At 38.7% G+C, this 16865-nt stretch carries 11 protein-coding genes; 10 read left to right on the top strand and 1 reads right to left on the bottom strand.

The genetic code is table 11. From position 1 onward, the window contains the following. The first annotated feature begins 1 nt into the window (after window position 1). From PLH43_RS04970 to radC, 3 genes are all read left to right on the top strand, one after another. On the top strand, window positions 2-1270 hold the full coding sequence (locus PLH43_RS04970) for an FtsW/RodA/SpoVE family cell cycle protein (RefSeq protein ID WP_324360713.1): 1269 nt from the start codon (window positions 2-4) through the stop codon (window positions 1268-1270). After that, the gene (locus PLH43_RS04965) at window positions 1263-2675 is read left to right on the top strand and encodes a penicillin-binding transpeptidase domain-containing protein (protein WP_324360711.1); all 1413 of its coding nucleotides are present in this window, start codon (window positions 1263-1265) and stop codon (window positions 2673-2675) included. Before PLH43_RS04970 ends, PLH43_RS04965 begins: the two co-directional genes overlap by 8 nt. Before the next feature lie 103 nt (window positions 2676-2778). Further along, window positions 2779-3444, top strand: a complete 666-nt coding sequence (radC, locus tag PLH43_RS04960) for a DNA repair protein RadC (protein ID WP_324360709.1) — start codon at window positions 2779-2781, stop codon at window positions 3442-3444. A 669-nt stretch (window positions 3445-4113) separates the two neighbouring features. On the opposite strand, the gene PLH43_RS04955 is transcribed toward radC, so the two are convergent. After that, the gene (locus PLH43_RS04955; RefSeq protein ID WP_324360707.1) at window positions 4114-5889 is read right to left on the bottom strand and encodes a tetratricopeptide repeat protein; all 1776 of its coding nucleotides are present in this window, start codon (window positions 5887-5889) and stop codon (window positions 4114-4116) included. Between the two features lie 244 nt (window positions 5890-6133). Here PLH43_RS04955 and PLH43_RS04950 point away from each other — a divergent pair, with 244 nt between their 5' ends. The 7 genes from PLH43_RS04950 to PLH43_RS04920 all read left to right on the top strand — a co-directional run bounded on the left by PLH43_RS04950 (window position 6134) and on the right by PLH43_RS04920 (window position 16338). Then, entirely contained in the window at window positions 6134-9877 is a 3744-nt protein-coding gene (locus PLH43_RS04950; RefSeq protein ID WP_324360705.1) for a hypothetical protein, read from the top strand. Beyond that, window positions 9820-14262: a polymorphic toxin-type HINT domain-containing protein gene (locus tag PLH43_RS04945; RefSeq protein WP_324360703.1), complete on the top strand. Its 4443-nt coding sequence runs from the start codon at window positions 9820-9822 to the stop codon at window positions 14260-14262. Before PLH43_RS04950 ends, PLH43_RS04945 begins: the two co-directional genes overlap by 58 nt. 9 nt (window positions 14263-14271) lie before the next feature. Further along, the gene (locus PLH43_RS04940) at window positions 14272-14688 is read left to right on the top strand and encodes a DUF4279 domain-containing protein (RefSeq protein WP_324360701.1); all 417 of its coding nucleotides are present in this window, start codon (window positions 14272-14274) and stop codon (window positions 14686-14688) included. Between the two features lie 120 nt (window positions 14689-14808). Then, window positions 14809-15198 (top strand): hypothetical protein, encoded by a 390-nt coding sequence (locus PLH43_RS04935; protein WP_324360699.1) that lies wholly within the window; start codon window positions 14809-14811, stop codon window positions 15196-15198. After that, a complete protein-coding gene (locus tag PLH43_RS04930) occupies window positions 15191-15328 on the top strand; it encodes a hypothetical protein (RefSeq protein WP_003513997.1) in 138 nt (45 codons plus the stop codon). The genes PLH43_RS04935 and PLH43_RS04930 overlap by 8 nt, the downstream gene beginning before the upstream one ends. Window positions 15329-15459: 131 nt before the next feature. Next, window positions 15460-15933: a bifunctional DNA primase/polymerase gene (locus PLH43_RS04925; RefSeq protein ID WP_324360745.1), complete on the top strand. Its 474-nt coding sequence runs from the start codon at window positions 15460-15462 to the stop codon at window positions 15931-15933. Between the two features lie 123 nt (window positions 15934-16056). Next, the gene (locus PLH43_RS04920) at window positions 16057-16338 is read left to right on the top strand and encodes a hypothetical protein (RefSeq protein WP_324360688.1); all 282 of its coding nucleotides are present in this window, start codon (window positions 16057-16059) and stop codon (window positions 16336-16338) included. The last annotated feature ends 527 nt before the right edge of the window (window positions 16339-16865 follow it).

The raw sequence follows: 16865 nt of genomic DNA, 5'->3' as shown, positions 1-16865 counted from the left end.
GATGAGAGGGACAATAACATACCGTTGGCCTTTGAGCCTGATAGCGGTATTTAATATTATTGGATATTTGTTTTTGTTTTTTAGCAGTAATTCTTATAACTGGATGACTTTAGTAGTGGGAGGAGCGGCGACCTTAATCATATGCTCTGCCTGCCTTGTAATCATTAAAAAGGATTATGGGGATGAATATCTTGTCTTGACAGTATCCATGCTTTTGAGTGTCGGACTTATGATGATTTACCGCCTTGACGATAGTTTGGGACTAAAGCAGCTGGTGTGGATAACATTGGGGCTTGCAATGTTTTTTGCTTTTTACCATATATATATCAAAGTCGACAAGTGGGACAAATTTGCCTATATATACATATCTCTTTCCGCTGTCTTGTACCTTGTTACATTGATTTTGGGAAGGAACATAAACGGTGCGGTAAACTGGATAGTAATCGGCGGCTTTTCATTTCAGCCGTCAGAATTGTGCAAAATTCTGTTTGTTTTTTTCCTGGCAGCCTATTTTAAAAATCCGGACAATTTGTTTTTAACTAAATACATACAGGATGAAAGGCTGAGAGAACTATTAAACAAGGGGCTTTTGATGCTTGTGGCTTATTGCAATATCGGTTTTCTTGTTCTTCAAAGGGAGCTTGGCACGGCTCTTTTGATGTATTTGACTTTTCTTGTGGTTGTCTATGTGTTTAGCAAGGATTTGAAAATGTTTTTGCTAAATTCTGCCTTTATAGTTCCCGGTGCGATTTTGGGGTATTTTAAGTTTTATCATCTAAGAGTCAGAGTGGATGCGTGGCTAAATCCCTGGGCAGATATTACGGGTAAGGGTTACCAGGTAGCCCAGTCTTTGTTTGCCATTGCTTCGGGAGGGTTCTTCGGTACAGGAATAGGCATGGGCAGGCCCGAAATGGTCCCGGCAGTGAGTACAGACTTTATTTTTTCCGCAATATGCGAAGAAATGGGGATTTTCGGCGGAGTCGCAGTGGTTCTGATATGTATGCTCTTTACCTACAGGGGGATTAAGATAGTGCTCGGTTTGAAGAACAGGTTTAAAAAGGTATTGGCTTTGGGGATTGTAACGATGATTGGGCTGCAGACCTTTATTATTGTGGGCGGAGTAATAAAGCTTATTCCGTTGACAGGCATAACCCTTCCCTTTGTAAGCTATGGAGGGAGCTCTCTTATATCGAGCTTTATTGCCTTAGGAATTCTTCAGGCGATATCGAATCCGAGATTTGACAGAGTGGGTGGTGAGTCTGATGGATGAAAATAAAAAGATTATTCAGGTGTTGGTTGCAATATGTACCCTCTTCTTTGTTATAGTTGGGTATCTTACATATATTCAATTGTTCAGAAGCCGGGATTTGATGGCCAATGCTTACAACCGAAGGCAATATAAAATTGAGGAGAATACTGCAAGGGGCAATATATATGACAGGAACGGAGTTTTGCTCGCTTACAGTGAATCAAACGGCGAGGATCAGGAGAGGGTTTATCCTTATGGGGCTCTGTACAGCCAAGTAATCGGTTACAGCTCAAAAGTGTACGGGAAGTCGCAGATTGAAGCCGCATACAATAAAGAGCTATTGGGAATTGATGATTTGAGCCAGGTGTTTGGAATGGTCAGCGGTGCGAACTTGCCTGCCCGAAAGGGAAACAATCTTTATCTCACCATTGATCATAAGCTCCAGGCCCTTGGGGGAGAGCTCCTTGGTGCCCGGAAGGGTGCTGTGGTGGCTATGGACCCCAAGACGGGAGAAATTCTTGCATTGGTAAGCAGTCCGAATTTTGATCCTAGCGCAAAAAAACTTGAGCAAAACTGGCAGAGCATGATTGAATCCCCTGATGCTCCATTTCTCTGCCGTGCTGCCCAAGGGCTCTATGCGCCGGGTTCTACCTTTAAAATACTGGTTACTGCTGCAGCCATTGAAAACGGCATGGAAAATAAAGAGTTTGATGACAATGGTTCCATAGTTGTCGAAGAAAGGGAAATAAGAAACTCGGAAAGTAAGGCTTACGGAAAGATAGATTTGAAAAAGGCCCTTGCTGTATCAAGCAATGTGGTATATGCGCAGATTGGGACGGAGCTTGGCATGAGCAAGTTTACCGATATAACAAACCGTGCGGGATTTGGAAAGGAAATTCCTTTTGATATTCCGATGAGCAAAAGCCGTTTTCCTTATGAGAAAATGAATAAAACCGATTTGGCCGAGGCGGCTATTGGACAGGGAAAGATATTGGTAACTCCCCTTCACATGGCAATGATTACATCGGCAATTGCCAATGAGGGCATCATGATGGAGCCGGTATTGGTTAAAAGCATTACAACTTCCGAGGGTAAAGCAAGCAAAGAACTTAAGACAAGCAAACTGGGCAGGATAATGGATGCGGATGTAGCTGCGAAAATTAAAGTAATGATGCAGGAGGTTGTAACTTCCGGTACCGGGTATAATGCTGCTATAAAAGGGATAAATGTTGCTGGTAAGACCGGAACGGCTGAAAATGAGCAGTCGGTTAAAAAGAAGGCAAAGGCGCATTCGTGGTTTGTAGGTTTTGCTCCGGCTGAAGACCCTAAGATTGCTGTGGCTGTCATTGTTGAATATGGGGGTTCCGGCAGTGATGTTGCAGCTCCCATTGCACGAAAAATAATGAATGAGTACCTTTCCCATTAATCGCTGAAAAAATTAAATAGTTTTTCTTGATTTTACCTCAAGAAAGATATACAATAATTAAAAGAACATTTGTTCGTAATTATTGTTGTATTGGTGAGGCAGAATGAAAAAGATCAGTGATATTCCCAAGTTTGAAAGACCAAGGGAAAAGCTTTTGGAAAGGGGTGTCGGATACCTTTCCGATTTGGAGCTGCTTGCAGTTTTGATTGGAAACGGTACTAAGGATTGCAATGTAATGACTGTTGCCGGCAGAATACTAAAAGTTTTGGACAGAGGATGCGACAACGTTAGTGCCAAAGAGCTTCAGGAGATTGAAGGAGTTGGCCCGGCAAAGTCAGCGGTCATTGCCGCGGCCCTTGAGTTTGCCAGGCGCAGAATAAGACCTGAGGGAATTAAAATAACTTTTCCTTCGGACATATTGCCTTTGATTTCATACATGTCCGACCGCAAACAGGAGCATTTTATTTGTGTGTCGCTAAACGGTGCCAGTGAAGTTATTGCCACAAGGGTTGTATCGGTCGGATTGGTTAACAATGTGCAGGTGCATCCGAGGGAGGTGTTTGCCGACCCCATAACAGACAGGGCAACGGCGGTTATAGTGGCCCATAATCATCCGTCAGGTTCTTTGGTACCAAGCCATGAGGATATAGAGGTGACAAAGCGTCTTAAAGAGGCGGGAGATACATTGGGAATAAAGCTTATAGACCATATAATTTTTAGCCGCAAGGGCTATTTCAGCTTCATTGAGAATGGGCAAATGCCTAAATGACGGGGAAGTATACTATCCGTTTCAGACGGAGAACCATGCGCTCATGATGTATCATCCCTTTATAGAGTACAGACCCAGCGAGCAACTGTAAAATAAAAAGAGCCCATGATGATCTTCGCGCCGGCTGATATAAATTTCTACACACCTGCAAACAATCTTTCGACTGCCTGCAAGCATTTCAAAACCCATACCAACCTTTGCTCGACTGTCAGAGATACCTTGGAAACCTGCTGCAATCTTTCGACTGCAACAAACCTCCAGCATGTAATGTTGCTACCACAGGGATTACTATTCAAGTAAGGATTACCACACAAGTTAGTAAGCTAATGGATGCAACATCAATGCCTGCGGAACCTCTGACAGTCTTAGCTCAAATATTATACATCCTTTGAAACCATATTACAGTAACTATAGGAAATAATCAAAAACCAATTTGAAAATAACCATGCAGTGTTACTATAATATAGCCTTTTAGGACATATAATATTCTTCCCGCCGGCTGATACCAAGCTTTTAACAAAACCCGGCATGAACCTTTGGCCGACCATTATAAAGCCGACTTCGAGACCCTATAATGATCTTTGCTCAACCATCATGAACTCTACTCTAATTATTATGGATCGTTTTTTAAAACGAATTCGTGGAAAAATATAAAAATTAATAATGGCTTTACTTTTGGTTTAGTTCATCGTAATTGACAAACGGTTCGGGCATATGTGGATTACTGCTTTGCGCATGAGCTTTTCTTTTTCTTAAAACGGTTAAGATTACGGCAGCTATGGTTATTGCTGTGACAAGTGCAAATATAACAAAGATGAAGATAACTCTTTTTATGGTAAGTTTTGTTGAGACTCTTTGAATATTTTCCTTGGCGTTTTCATAATCCGGATTAAGCTCAAGACTTTTGTTTAGTGCTTCTAATGCTTTGTCAAGCTTGCCCTGAGCTTCGAAAGCGAGTCCTTTATTATTGTAGATGGTGTAGTCAGCTATATTTAATTTGACAGCCTCATCGCAGCACTCAAGAGCCTCATTACACCTGGAGAGATTTACCAAAGAAGCACTTTTGTTCGCATATCCCATGACATTATTAGGGTCCGATTCAATGGCCTTATTGGCATATTCAAGAGCTTCTTCAAATCTTTCAAGCCCGAGCAGTGCAGAAGATTTATTTGAATAGGTAACGGAAAGTGATTTTGGATTTTTTAACGGTAATTCAAGAGCTTTATCTAAATTTGCTATAGCTTCTTCATACATTCCTTTTTTTGATAGAGAACCTCCAATATTGGTATATGCCTGAGCACAAATGACAATGTCTTCGGGACTTAACTCAAGGGACTTTTTGCATGCTTCTATTGATTCGTCAAGTCTGTCAAGATGGAATAATAAAGCACCCTTTGCACCATAGGCTGCACCAAGAGTCGGATCGATTTCAATAGCCTTGTCGCTGAATAAAAGAGCTTCATCGTACCGCTCCAGCTCGCTTAGGGCATAGGATTTGGCTACATATGCGAGAGCATTTTTGGGGTCTGACTCAATGGCTTTTTCAGCTGCTTTGAGGGACTCTTCGTAATTATTTTCAAAAAGTAATGCTGATGACTTGTTTGTAAGGATAAGTGATTCGTATATGAGATTTCGGGAAGCGTTTAATTCTAATGCCTTGTTGCAGCAATCAAGGGCTTCTTTGGATTTCCCTAAATTTACAAGAAAACTGCATTTATTAATGTATGCTTCAATTGCATCGGGACTGATTTCAATAGCTTTGTCGCACCAAGAGATAGCTTCTTCATAATTACCCAAAAAAGAATATGCCAAGCTCATGGCTGTATATGCGTCTATATTTTCAACGGAAAGCTCCAGAGATTTATTACATGCTTCGATGGCTTCTTCGGGTTTTTTTAGCCAAACTAAAGCATGAGCTTTGTTGGAATATGCAGCGGAAAATATGAGTTCATCGCTGGGATTCATAGAGATTGTTTTGTCCGATACATCAAGAGCTTCTTCATACTTTTCCATTGATAAAAAAATAGACCCTTTTAAAACGTATCCGTTGGGCTCGTTGGGAGCCATCTCAATGAATTTGTTGCAGGCTTCAAGAGCTTCTTCAAACTTATAGCTATACATTAGGCAGACAGATTTGTTTAGATAGGCTTCTTTAAAGTTGGGTGCCAATTCTGTTGAGCGATTGTAGCATTCGATTGCTTCGTTGTATTTTCCAAGGTTGAGCAAAGCAAGTCCTTTATTGTAGTAAAGCTCTGCAATATTGGGATCTAATTCAATGCCTTTATTGTAGCTTTGTATTGCTTCCTCAAATTTTCCCGATTCCAATAATGAATTTCCTTCGTTAAAATATTGCACGGCTGAGGCAGCATTTGAAATAAAAGTTAGTAAAGAAAGAGAGGTGAGGATAATGAAAATTGTGATAATTGATTTTAATGTAGTTTTCATAACATACTCCTTTACTCCTTTAGTATTTTACGGTTAATTATACCATAAGTCGGGATTTGCAATCAATGCAGTCTTGGAAGGAAATCCATATATTTGGAGTAGTTCTTGTAGTTGTCGGTTGTAAGAATAATGAAAAAATATTATAAAAATCAAATCTATATTCTGTAATCATATTGGTGTATATGACATATAATTGACCAATTATTTTCACAAATAGGGGGAATTACATTGAACAGGTGGGAATTTGACAGGTAACGAAGTAATAAATGGAGACTTGTATATAAAGGGAAGTAGATTAAACCTTGCAGGAAGAACGCTAAAGGTAAATGGTAACTTGATACAGACTGAAGGGACATTGGATGTAAACGGAGGAAGGTTGGAGGTAACAGGAAACTATACGATAAGTGGATATTCATACTTGAATATGACAAAAGATGAAGATTATATATTAGTAAGAGGGAATTTCGAGACAAGGAGTGTTTATGACCATCAATATAATTTGACAGCAGGGACGTTAGAAGTGAAGGGGAATTTTACGCAAATATGTGGGGTGAGCAAAAATTTTAATGCAAGTGGAACGCATAAGGTAATATTAAGTGGAAATGAAGTGCAAAATATATATTTTAGCTCAATACCTTCTTCTACAATCAATAACCTTATCATCACCAAACCACTGAGCGAAGGGTACACATATAATGCTCTTACGGGCTACGATTCCATATCAAATAAATACTACTACATTCCACCATGGAAAAACCTGATAGAGCAATTTGACCCAAATCCTCAGCCGGGTACAACAATATCAAAAGCTTCTCTTGCCCCAGCCAGAAAAGGACTAGGGCTTGCTGAAGTAAATGCAAAACTGTACGCCTTTGGGGGATGCTATCCTGACCCCAAAAATCGAGATAATACTATATATCTTGACACAGTATCTGAATATGACCCTGTAAAAAACATCTGGACAGAGTATTCACCTGGGTCGTCACCTAACCCAAATAAAAAGATGCGTGTACCAAAGTCGGATATGGCTGTAGCTGCAACCGACAACAGAATTTATGTGATAGGTGGATTTAACGGCGTTAATTACCTTAATACCGTCGAGGTATATAATCCATCCATAGGCGAATTTGACAATTCAGTAGCTTTTCCTGCGATCAGCGAGGCTAAAAGCGGTGCAGGAGCTGTCGTAATTGGAGACAAATTGTATGTTATCGGCGGTTATAATGACTCAAAATACAGTGATACGAAGGGAAAACAGCCTACGAATAAAAATGAGGTTGAACGTACCGTTATTGATAAAAGAGGCAAAATATCAAAAGAGATATATAACATCAACTTTGCAGGAAAGCCTTTAAAAACAATTGATGCAAAAGGCCGGGAGACCACCTATAAATATGAAATTAAACATGACTCCGGTATAATTGATATTACGAACTTTACATATAATGATTTGAAGAAAAGCCCGGCATATCATGATATTCGCAACAAAAATCTGCCGGAGATAGTTTCGACAACATTTAACGGAAGCACGACCAAAGCGGAAAAAGACGAGAAGGGCAATGTTGTAATGATAACTTACCCGGACAATTCCACAAAAAAGTACAGCTATTATGAAAACGGGGACTTAATGTATGAAATTGACCAGATGAACCGACAGACATTTTATATGTATGAAAACTATGAGTCCTACCAGGAAAATGGGGTTACAAAATACAGAAGCAGGCTGACAAGAATTGTAAAGCCAGTAGAATCCGGAGTGGTATATACAAGCACAAATCTGCCTACAGATGGTGTGCTTAAAGCAGGAGACGCTGTAACTTGCTATGAATATGTTACCGGCTACAATAAAATAAAGGGATGCCTCATTCAAAAAATAATATATCCAAACGGTACATGGATTACATATAAATACAGTGATAACGGAAATTTATTGGCAACAAGCGACAAGATAGACCTTACTGTGTCTAACAATATTGATGCCGCTTATCAATATGAATACGATGATTGCTTTAGAGTAAGTTTGGTGACAACACCGCTGGGATTTGTGACAGAGTATCGCTACAACAATACAAACCAGACAACCCATGTTATAAAGAAAGATTTGGATGGAAAAGCAGTAAGTATTCACAGGACCTACTATGATTATGATGGCAGAAAGAAAAAAGAAGTTAATCCTGTGATGTATAACAGCACGTATGATACAGGAAAAGACTATATTGGGACAGCATCTAAGGTTTATGAATATGATGTATACGGAAGAGTAACCAAGGTTATAGAAAATGTACAAGGTTCAGGCCTTTCAAGCACAATCACTAAATATGAATATGATGCAGAGGGAAATCTCATTGGCAAGAAAAACTACAGCAAGGCTGCAGCTGGAGCAAATGAGGTGTTAGTGTCCTATTACATTTATGAATATGATTCTTTGAACAGACTTGAGGCCACCTATTTCAAGGACAATGACAATCCCGATACAAGAGCTGTCAAGCTTGAGGAGTATATCTATGAGGATATATATGGTGAGAGTATCAAAAAATCAAAAAAGATATATAGACAGTATCTAAATGACGGCAAATTTGCAAAAACCGAATACATTTATGACTATGCAGGAAGGGAAGTTGAGGTAATACATCCTGATGAGGCTAAAGTTATAAAAACAGTCACTACATATTACCCGGACGGAAATGTAATGACTGTAAAAGATCCAAGGGGAAGCATCAGTTATTATACCTACAGGAATTACGATTCCAACAGAAACTTATACTATGACGAAAAGTATGTTCCTGTTGAAAAGCTTAACAATAATACTTATGAAATATCTTATTCAAGGGTTAATTACGATAAAGCAGGAAGAAAAGTCGAAGAGATAAGCTATACTGATTTGATTGCAGCCACACTAAGCAGTGACGGTACATACAGCTTTGCACCGAATGCTCTTGACGGCAAGAAACACAACATCATAGCATACTCGTATTACAACGATAATAGTCTAAAACAAGAGAGCAGTTCAAATGGCAAAAAAGTAGAGTATTTCTATGATAATGGCGGTAATCTTATTGAAGAAAGGACAACTTTTGATAAGGATGTCTATGGAAACGACAGGAAGAAGTCGGTTCTATACCTTGACTACAATGCTCATGGCAAACCGGAAAAAACTGTAGTTTTGGTAAAGAACGAAGATATTTCCCGGGATATGCAGCTAAACGGAGATAATGTTGTACCTTTTGAAAGACTGTTCCCTGTAAATGACCAAGGTGTAACAGACTATGGCCCATATGAATATCATCGCGATTGCAGTGCTATTGTTACAACTTACGGCGATTTTGATGCTCAGGGAAATGCCGGAAAAATAGTATATCCAAACAACTTTGTTGAGAAATTTTCTTATGACAGCCTTGGAAGGGTAATAAAGAAGAGTGTAACAATAAGGGATATGGAAAATCCGGAAACTACAGAGCGTTATAAGACGGTTGACACAATTACAACATACAACTGGGAAGGCAAAATCGCAAGAGTTGAAATTTTGTCCAAGTATGAGGGCATAGTTGACAATTTGGGCAGCACAACTTATGAATATGACGGCAGAGGTTTCATGACGAAAACAACTACAGACGTTACATTTAATAAATATGATGAAGTTAATAAAACCGTAAAGCAGGAGAAAGAAAGTGTAACGGTTGCATATGAATATGACACGGCAGGAAGATTGATAGCCGAGGTATCAGCGCAAAACTATATTCAAGGGAAAAAACCGTCGCAGACAGGAAACTATGTAAAGTATATGTACTATGACTCGGGAAGGTTAAAGACAAAAAGCTTTGAGGGCATTACAAAAAAATACAATCCGACAACTAAATCTTTCGAAGATGTTGCATCAAGTATTGTAATTGAAGCTTATGCTTATGATGAAAACGGTAATGTTACCAAAAAGTGGACGGTGAAGCATATAATAAAGCAGGAGGTTCAATTGAAAATGCTTATGGTATAGAGTATACATATAATCTTGCAAATCAGCTAAAGACCGAAAAGGATCCAGAATTTACAAATACTGATGCTGGCAGGAACTACAACAGGAAATACATATATGATGGAATAGGAAGAGTGGTTTGCGAGTACACAGCTTATGGCAAGAACTTGTCAGTTACGCAATATGATTCATCCACACCGGAGATTGCTTCTTCCAAAGTTCCGGTATCGGATCTTAGCTATGCATTGACTAGATATGCTTATGATGATACAAACAGAAGACTTGACGTGTATGTTTTTGAGGATATTGACAATCCTTTGGGAGAGGAAATCAGGGTTAAAACTGAAACTTACGATTATATAGGGAATGTAAAAAGTGTTACTGATGCAAAAGGAAATCCGACAGTTTACGAATACAATGGTTTGGGCAGCTTAAGGAGCGTAACCTATCCTTCGGACGAATCAATTGAATCGAACACAGTGGAATACAAATATGATACCATGGGTAATGTCAAGATTGAAAAGAACGGTCTTGATGTAATTAAAGAGAATGACTACGATGAGCAGGGAAGATTACTTAGTACCAAAATTTATGGCAACAGAGGAATAACGAAGGAGACAACGACACGTTACGGCTATGATTTATTCGGTAATTTGGTATATGAAATCGATCCGAACGGCAATGTTACCAAACATAAGTATGACCAACTGGGAAGACTAATAAAAACAGAAGTGAATAATAAGAAATTAATTGATCCTGACACAAAGGAGATAAGCACCTCAAGAACATCACAGCACGAGGGATATATATGCTATGACAGAAATGGAAATGTTGTAAAAGAAGTAGAAGTAGTTAAGTCCATAGGCAATACAACAAAAACATCTGTCAAAGTATATTCCTATAAATACGACAATATGGGAAGGCTTATTGAAAAAGTTGACCCATCCGGCGCGGCAATAGAAAAAATCAACTACAATTTAAACAGTGCTCAGATTCAATCCTTTGACGGTGAGGACCATGTCAAAGAATTTGAGTATAACAAGAATGGCATGCTTGTAACTATAAGGGATTACCATGACGGCAACGTTGTGCATGAATGGAAGCAGACATATGATGCAGCCGGCAACATCTTTACGAAAGATGACGGTCGCGGAAATGAAACAGTGTACATTTACAATTGGCGCGGTCAGTTAACAAAAGTTAAACTGATGGAATATGACTCTATAGACAGTAACGGACAAAAGAGATACAAGGACATAAGGTCGTTGACACGCTACAGCTATGATGCCAACGGCAATATGAAATCCCAAAGTTTCGAGGGAAAACCTGCTGTTCAATATGAGTACAATGCTAGAGATTTGGTAAAGAAAAAGATTTATCCGGGTACTGTTGATAATGTTGAAACTTATAGCTATTATAAAGATGGAACGTTAAAACAGAAAACTGACAGAAATAATGTAACTACAACATATGAGTATTATCCGCAGGGCTGGCTGGCCGAAGAGAATGCAGTTAAGACAGGGGATTATACAAAGAGAAGCTATACATACGATAATAACGGAAACTTGCTGGAAGCGGCTGTTGAGACATCAAGAGGAGCAGTAAACAGCGTAATCAGAACATATGATGATTTAAACAGGGTAATAATAAAATCAGTAACCGGTGTAACAGGCAAAACGGTATATGTATACGACATTGTAACTGACTCCGGAATGATTGCTGAGACATCGATTGACCAGAAGTCGAACATGACCACGAAGGTTTATGATGCTGTTGGAAGACTCGAGTATGTAAGGGATGGAAGCGAAACCGCACCATATATTGCGTATTATACTTATTATAAGAATGGTGCAAGAAAGAGTGTTGTATATAAAAACGGTGCAAAAGAAGAGTATGAATACTATAATGACGGACTGTTGAAAAAGCTTGTAAATACAATGTCCGGATACACGGAAACCTATGTGTATACTTATGACGCAAGCCATAACATCACATCAAAGGTGGATGGAAATGGTAAAACAGTATATACTTATGATGCGCAGAACAGGCTGAGGTCAGTAGACGAGAAATATATAAACAAGGTGACTGTGTATTCATATGATTCTGCGGGTAATAGGGAAAAAGAAGAAATACAGTTAAATGGTTCAATAGCCCAGACAAATACCTATTATTATAACGATTTGAACTGGCTTGAGCGTATTGTCATGGTTGGCCAGACCAATAAAACCATTTCTTATGGTTACGACAACAACGGCAACCAGATAAGCTGCTCGGATACCGGAGCAATTAATGAATATGATGAATTTAATCAATTGATAAAAACAACTATCGCAGGTGGCTCTATTGTTGAAAACATATATAATGCAGAGGGCTACAGGATAGGTAAGAAAGTTAGCGGAACCTTGACAACCTATGTATATGAGTACGATAAGGTAGTGCTTGAACTGGACGGCAGCGGAAACGCCAACCGCAACGTATATGGATTAAACCTGCTTATGCGTACTGTAGGTACAGATAGCTACTACTATATGTACAATGGACATGCTGATGTAACAGCATTGGTTAATGCTGCGACAGGAGAAGTAGATGCTACTTACTACTACGACGCGTTTGGCAATATCCTTGAGTCGACAGGAAATGTAGATAACAACATTACTTATGCCGGATATCAGTACGATGAGGAGACAGGATTGTACTACCTCAATGCGAGAATGTATGACCCGAAGATTGCAAGATTTTTGCAGGAAGATACATATACTGGTACACCGGATGACGCGCTTAGCTTGAATCTGTATACGTATGTGAAGAATAATCCGCTTATATACTATGATCCGACAGGGCATTTGGAATCAAAGATATCTATGCATTTGTATAAGCCTCAGGGGGCAGAAGAACTTTTAGATGATTTTATAAACAGATCTACAGCTGAAGGAAAAGTTGCGCTTTATAAGATTCAACAGGCTAGTTATTTGATAACATATGCGATTTTTAATGCTTATTCTCTTGAACAAAAAGCACGGTACATACAAGATGCATTAATTATTGCTGAACAGGCAAGGTATGAATATTCCAAACATGACTTAATCTATGGTCGACTAAAGTATGGTAAGGACTATAGAAAAGATGCGAAACCTGTAAATGTTAAAGATGATTGTTATAGGTTTAGGGCAATCTTTTACCTTCTGGGAGAAGATTTAGGTTATGATTTACTTGATGGAGATACGCATGAGAAGATAACAAATGAGTTGCCACAATTACTTAGAGACATCGGATATGATTTTGACAGAATTCAATTTGAGATGGCACTTTTGAACTTTAGGGAAGATTTTTGGTTAAATACAGCTATAAAGAATGGCAATGGTGAAATGGCCCAGTATGCGCTTCTTTCGTTAGAGACAATAGGTGGATTCCACCATGCGAATGCAGCAAGTTTTTCTCACTATTTAGGTATGAATTTGGTCTCATTAAATATACACAAGTATTCTGTGCCATCGAAGCCTATATATATGAAGAATGGTATAGGTAATAAATGGGAGCAAATAGAAGTTTATGGGTACAACAAACCGAGGAATACTGTTGCTTTAAGCAGTAATATTGGAAGTGCCAGCCTGGATACTAATAGGGTAACGAGTAATTTTCTACAAGAGTTGTTAAGGAAAAATGGCATTCCAAGTACCTTGATAGATGAAGAAATAGCTGCTGCTAATACTGTAGACTTAAGAATGCAGAAAGGACTTAATGGAGGAGTCGGTAATGAGGGAACGCGTAGTACCGGTAGTGGTTGTTTTACTGCTGGAAAACTTATACCAACTGAATATGGGCAAAGACCTATAGAAGAAATCAAAATTGGAGATTATGTATGGTCGGAAAATCCTCAAACAGGCGAAAAAGGTCTTAAGAAGGTAGTAAACACTTTTATTCATGATAAGTACACCTTGGTACATGTCTATACAGGTGATACGATGATTGAGACAACCGAGGAGCATCCTTTCTGGGTTGAAGAAAAAGGCTGGGTGCTTGCTGGTGAACTAAACGAAGGCGATGTATTAAGGCTTAAGTCAGGTGAGAATGTTAAGGTTACAAAGCTTGAACGTGTTGACTTGAAAGAGCCTGTGAAGGTTTATAATTTTGAGGTACAGGATTGGCATACTTATTATGTTTCTGATATAAATGTATTGGTACATAATAAGGCTGCAAGATATGAGCCGACAAATATAAAAAAAGTTGATGATAAGTTCCTAAAAAAGAATGGTATTGATGCACACGAACTAAAAAAAGATGTACTTGGCAGCAGAGCAAAAATTTCCGAATACGATATATATGTTGATAAAGATACTGGAGGATTATTTATATATCGAAAAGGTGGAAAGGGCGAGGGTATACCAACTGGTGAATATATTAAATAGAGGTGTGAAATGGAATTAACACAAGTGAAATCAGAATTCATAATTACTAGTAATGAGTTATCTTTGAAACAAATGATTGATACATTAGGCTTTACAGGCGATTACTCTGGAGATAAGAATGATGTATTAAAAAATGGACAGTTAAGGGGTGAGTCTTTTATTGAATTCTGTACTGAGTATGAAGATTCACTCGATATACACGAACAGTATAGTAAGTTGGTAGCAAGAGTGGAAGGTATAAAGAAGAATATAATATCTTTATTAGAAACAGGAAAGATATGTTGCCGTTTTTGTATTGTCATTAAAATTGAAAAGGGTAATACTCCTGCTATGTATTTGAATAGTGAGTTTATAAATTGGCTACATGAGCTACAAGCAGAACTTGAATTTGATACATATGCAAATCCTTACAATTTAGAGGAATAGCCAGTTATATTTAGGGTCACACCGTATCGGCTGGTGTGGCCTTTTTTCTTTATCCATGCTTGACAAAATGTAATACGAAGTGATACAATAAAACCAATAAGAAATACACGAGGTGCAAAAATGTCTACAGAAAAGGATAGTATGCTACGGGTAAGGCTTACACAAAGGCAGTCGGATGAATTGGATGCTATCATTGATGAGCTTCAGGCACAGATGCCCGAAGCGAGCGTTACCATATCAAGCATAGCAAGATATGCTCTGGAAAAGTATGTGAGCGACCATGTCGCCAAGCGTGACGGAACAAAGATCTTTATTGAAATCAGCACAGCCGATGCCACAGACGAGGACATAAAGAATCTCTACGACCTCATTTCCAAGCTGTTTGATGAAACAAAGGAAAATTACTCAACAACGGTTCACTATATGGTTGGAGAGATTTTAGAACCTCTGATGATGAAGAGGGCAAGACTCATGAAGCTAAAGAAGCCGGAGGTGAAAGCAAGTGAGTAAGAAAAAATACATTGTCCGCTGTCCACATTGCAATCACAGGGTATTTGATGCCGATTATGCTGATGTTGAAATCAAATGCCCGGTGTGCAGAAAGGTTTTTGAAGTGAAGCTGGAGAAAAAGGCGGGGTAAAAAGTGAATAGATCTGGCACAGAGCCGCAAAGGGAGCATATGACTCACCTATAGAGCCTAGCAGATAGTCTTAAAAACTATTTGTCAGGCTCTTTAAATTTTCCAGCACGTCAGGAGGTGAGAATTTGAAAATGACAATGATGGACGCAGCAATAAAATACGCAGAAGCCAATATTCCGGTCATACCTCTGCACTGGATTTGTGAGGATGGCTCCTGCTCCTGCAAGGCAGGGAGTGATTGCGACAGCAAGGGAAAGCATCCGTTATATACCGGCTGGTACAAGAACTCAACTGCTGATATTGAGCAAATAAGGAAATGGTGGACAAAAACACCCAATGCCAATATAGGCATTCCTACAGGTGAGAAGTCCGACTGGCTGGTACTTGATGTGGATGATGGCGGTGATGAAACCATATCTGCACTTGAAGCAACACATGGAAAACTTCCGGATACGGTTACTGCTGTTACAGGAAGTGGAGGTCGGCACTATGTCTTTAAATACCCATTGAGACAGAAGCCAATGCTAGAAAAAGTTTATCAGGCTTCAAAACTATGGTACAACAATTGGGGAATGAAGGCAAAGCTGCTGGAGCCTCAAGGATAAGTATTGGTGGATATGAAGTATATAATAAAGGACTCTTAAGTCCTTCTGTTGCCAGCAAGATGGGATATAAGATGGAGGTCATTAATAATTCAACTGTTATACTAACAAAGGAGTTAAAATAATATGTGGAAACTAGAAGATGGAATAATAAGTAGAGTAAAGAAGCATTTTGACAATAGGGGTTGCGAGGGTGAGCACACTAAATATTATGAAAACCTTTCGGATCCAATAAAAAAAGAGATTGAAGATTTGACAGGTATTAACAGTAAAGTTGAAATACCGATTATAGCATCATATTTAAAAAACAAATATTTATTCCTACTTACAGATTCGAAGTTATATTTCCTGGAAAAGGGGGGGATGTTGGGAATATCAGTCTGGGAGAAATCGTTTCTGCTAATGTAGACTTAAAAATGAGAAATGATGCTAATAATATGTTTAAAGGTTTGAAGTTAACAACTAAATCAAATGAAGTATTTTCCGTAGAGATTGAGCCTGGAAAACCTCTTTCTGGGATTCAAAATGTGATTTTATTGATTTCTGGACTAAATAAAGAAAAAACTAAAAAGCTACTTCTACCGTCAAACAAATATTATAGGTCACACAGTTTAGGCTGATGTGAAAACAAAATCTACTACACAGGCGGCTATCTCAATAGAGGTAGCTGCATTTCTTGTGATTTGTTACGGGCAGGCATAAAACAATAATAATGAACCTCTATTCCGCTACTTATTTAAAAAGCAGGGGTTTTGTTCCCTGCTTTTTTAAGCCTCTAGCCTCTATAGCAAATTTGCGTTATCCTTCTTGATATTCCTTAAAAAGCTGATAAAATCCAAAACATTGACTCTGTGGAGATTTTCAAGATCCGTTCCATAACAGAATGTTGAAAATTTTGTGTATAAGAGAATGAAAAGACTCCTTCTTGGCAAGAA

This window comes from Acetivibrio sp., assembly GCF_035371925.1.
Classification (GTDB): Bacteria; Bacillota; Clostridia; order Acetivibrionales; family Acetivibrionaceae; genus Hungateiclostridium.
The sequence above is the reverse complement of the archived record's forward strand: the minus strand, read 5'-3'. Positions and strand labels throughout refer to the sequence as shown.

What these genes read in the sequence shown, in the direction of transcription:
- PLH43_RS04955 (WP_324360707.1), bottom strand. Translation starts at nt 5,889, where the DNA reads ATGAAAACTACATTAAAATCAATTATCACAATTTTCATTATCCTCACC.
- PLH43_RS04970 (WP_324360713.1), top strand. Translation starts at nt 2, where the DNA reads ATGAGAGGGACAATAACATACCGTTGGCCTTTGAGCCTGATAGCGGTA.
- PLH43_RS04940 (WP_324360701.1), top strand. Translation starts at nt 14,272, where the DNA reads ATGGAATTAACACAAGTGAAATCAGAATTCATAATTACTAGTAATGAG.
- PLH43_RS04925 (WP_324360745.1), top strand. Translation starts at nt 15,460, where the DNA reads ATGACAATGATGGACGCAGCAATAAAATACGCAGAAGCCAATATTCCG.
- PLH43_RS04935 (WP_324360699.1), top strand. Translation starts at nt 14,809, where the DNA reads ATGTCTACAGAAAAGGATAGTATGCTACGGGTAAGGCTTACACAAAGG.
- PLH43_RS04965 (WP_324360711.1), top strand. Translation starts at nt 1,263, where the DNA reads ATGGATGAAAATAAAAAGATTATTCAGGTGTTGGTTGCAATATGTACC.
- PLH43_RS04920 (WP_324360688.1), top strand. Translation starts at nt 16,057, where the DNA reads ATGTGGAAACTAGAAGATGGAATAATAAGTAGAGTAAAGAAGCATTTT.
- radC (WP_324360709.1), top strand. Translation starts at nt 2,779, where the DNA reads ATGAAAAAGATCAGTGATATTCCCAAGTTTGAAAGACCAAGGGAAAAG.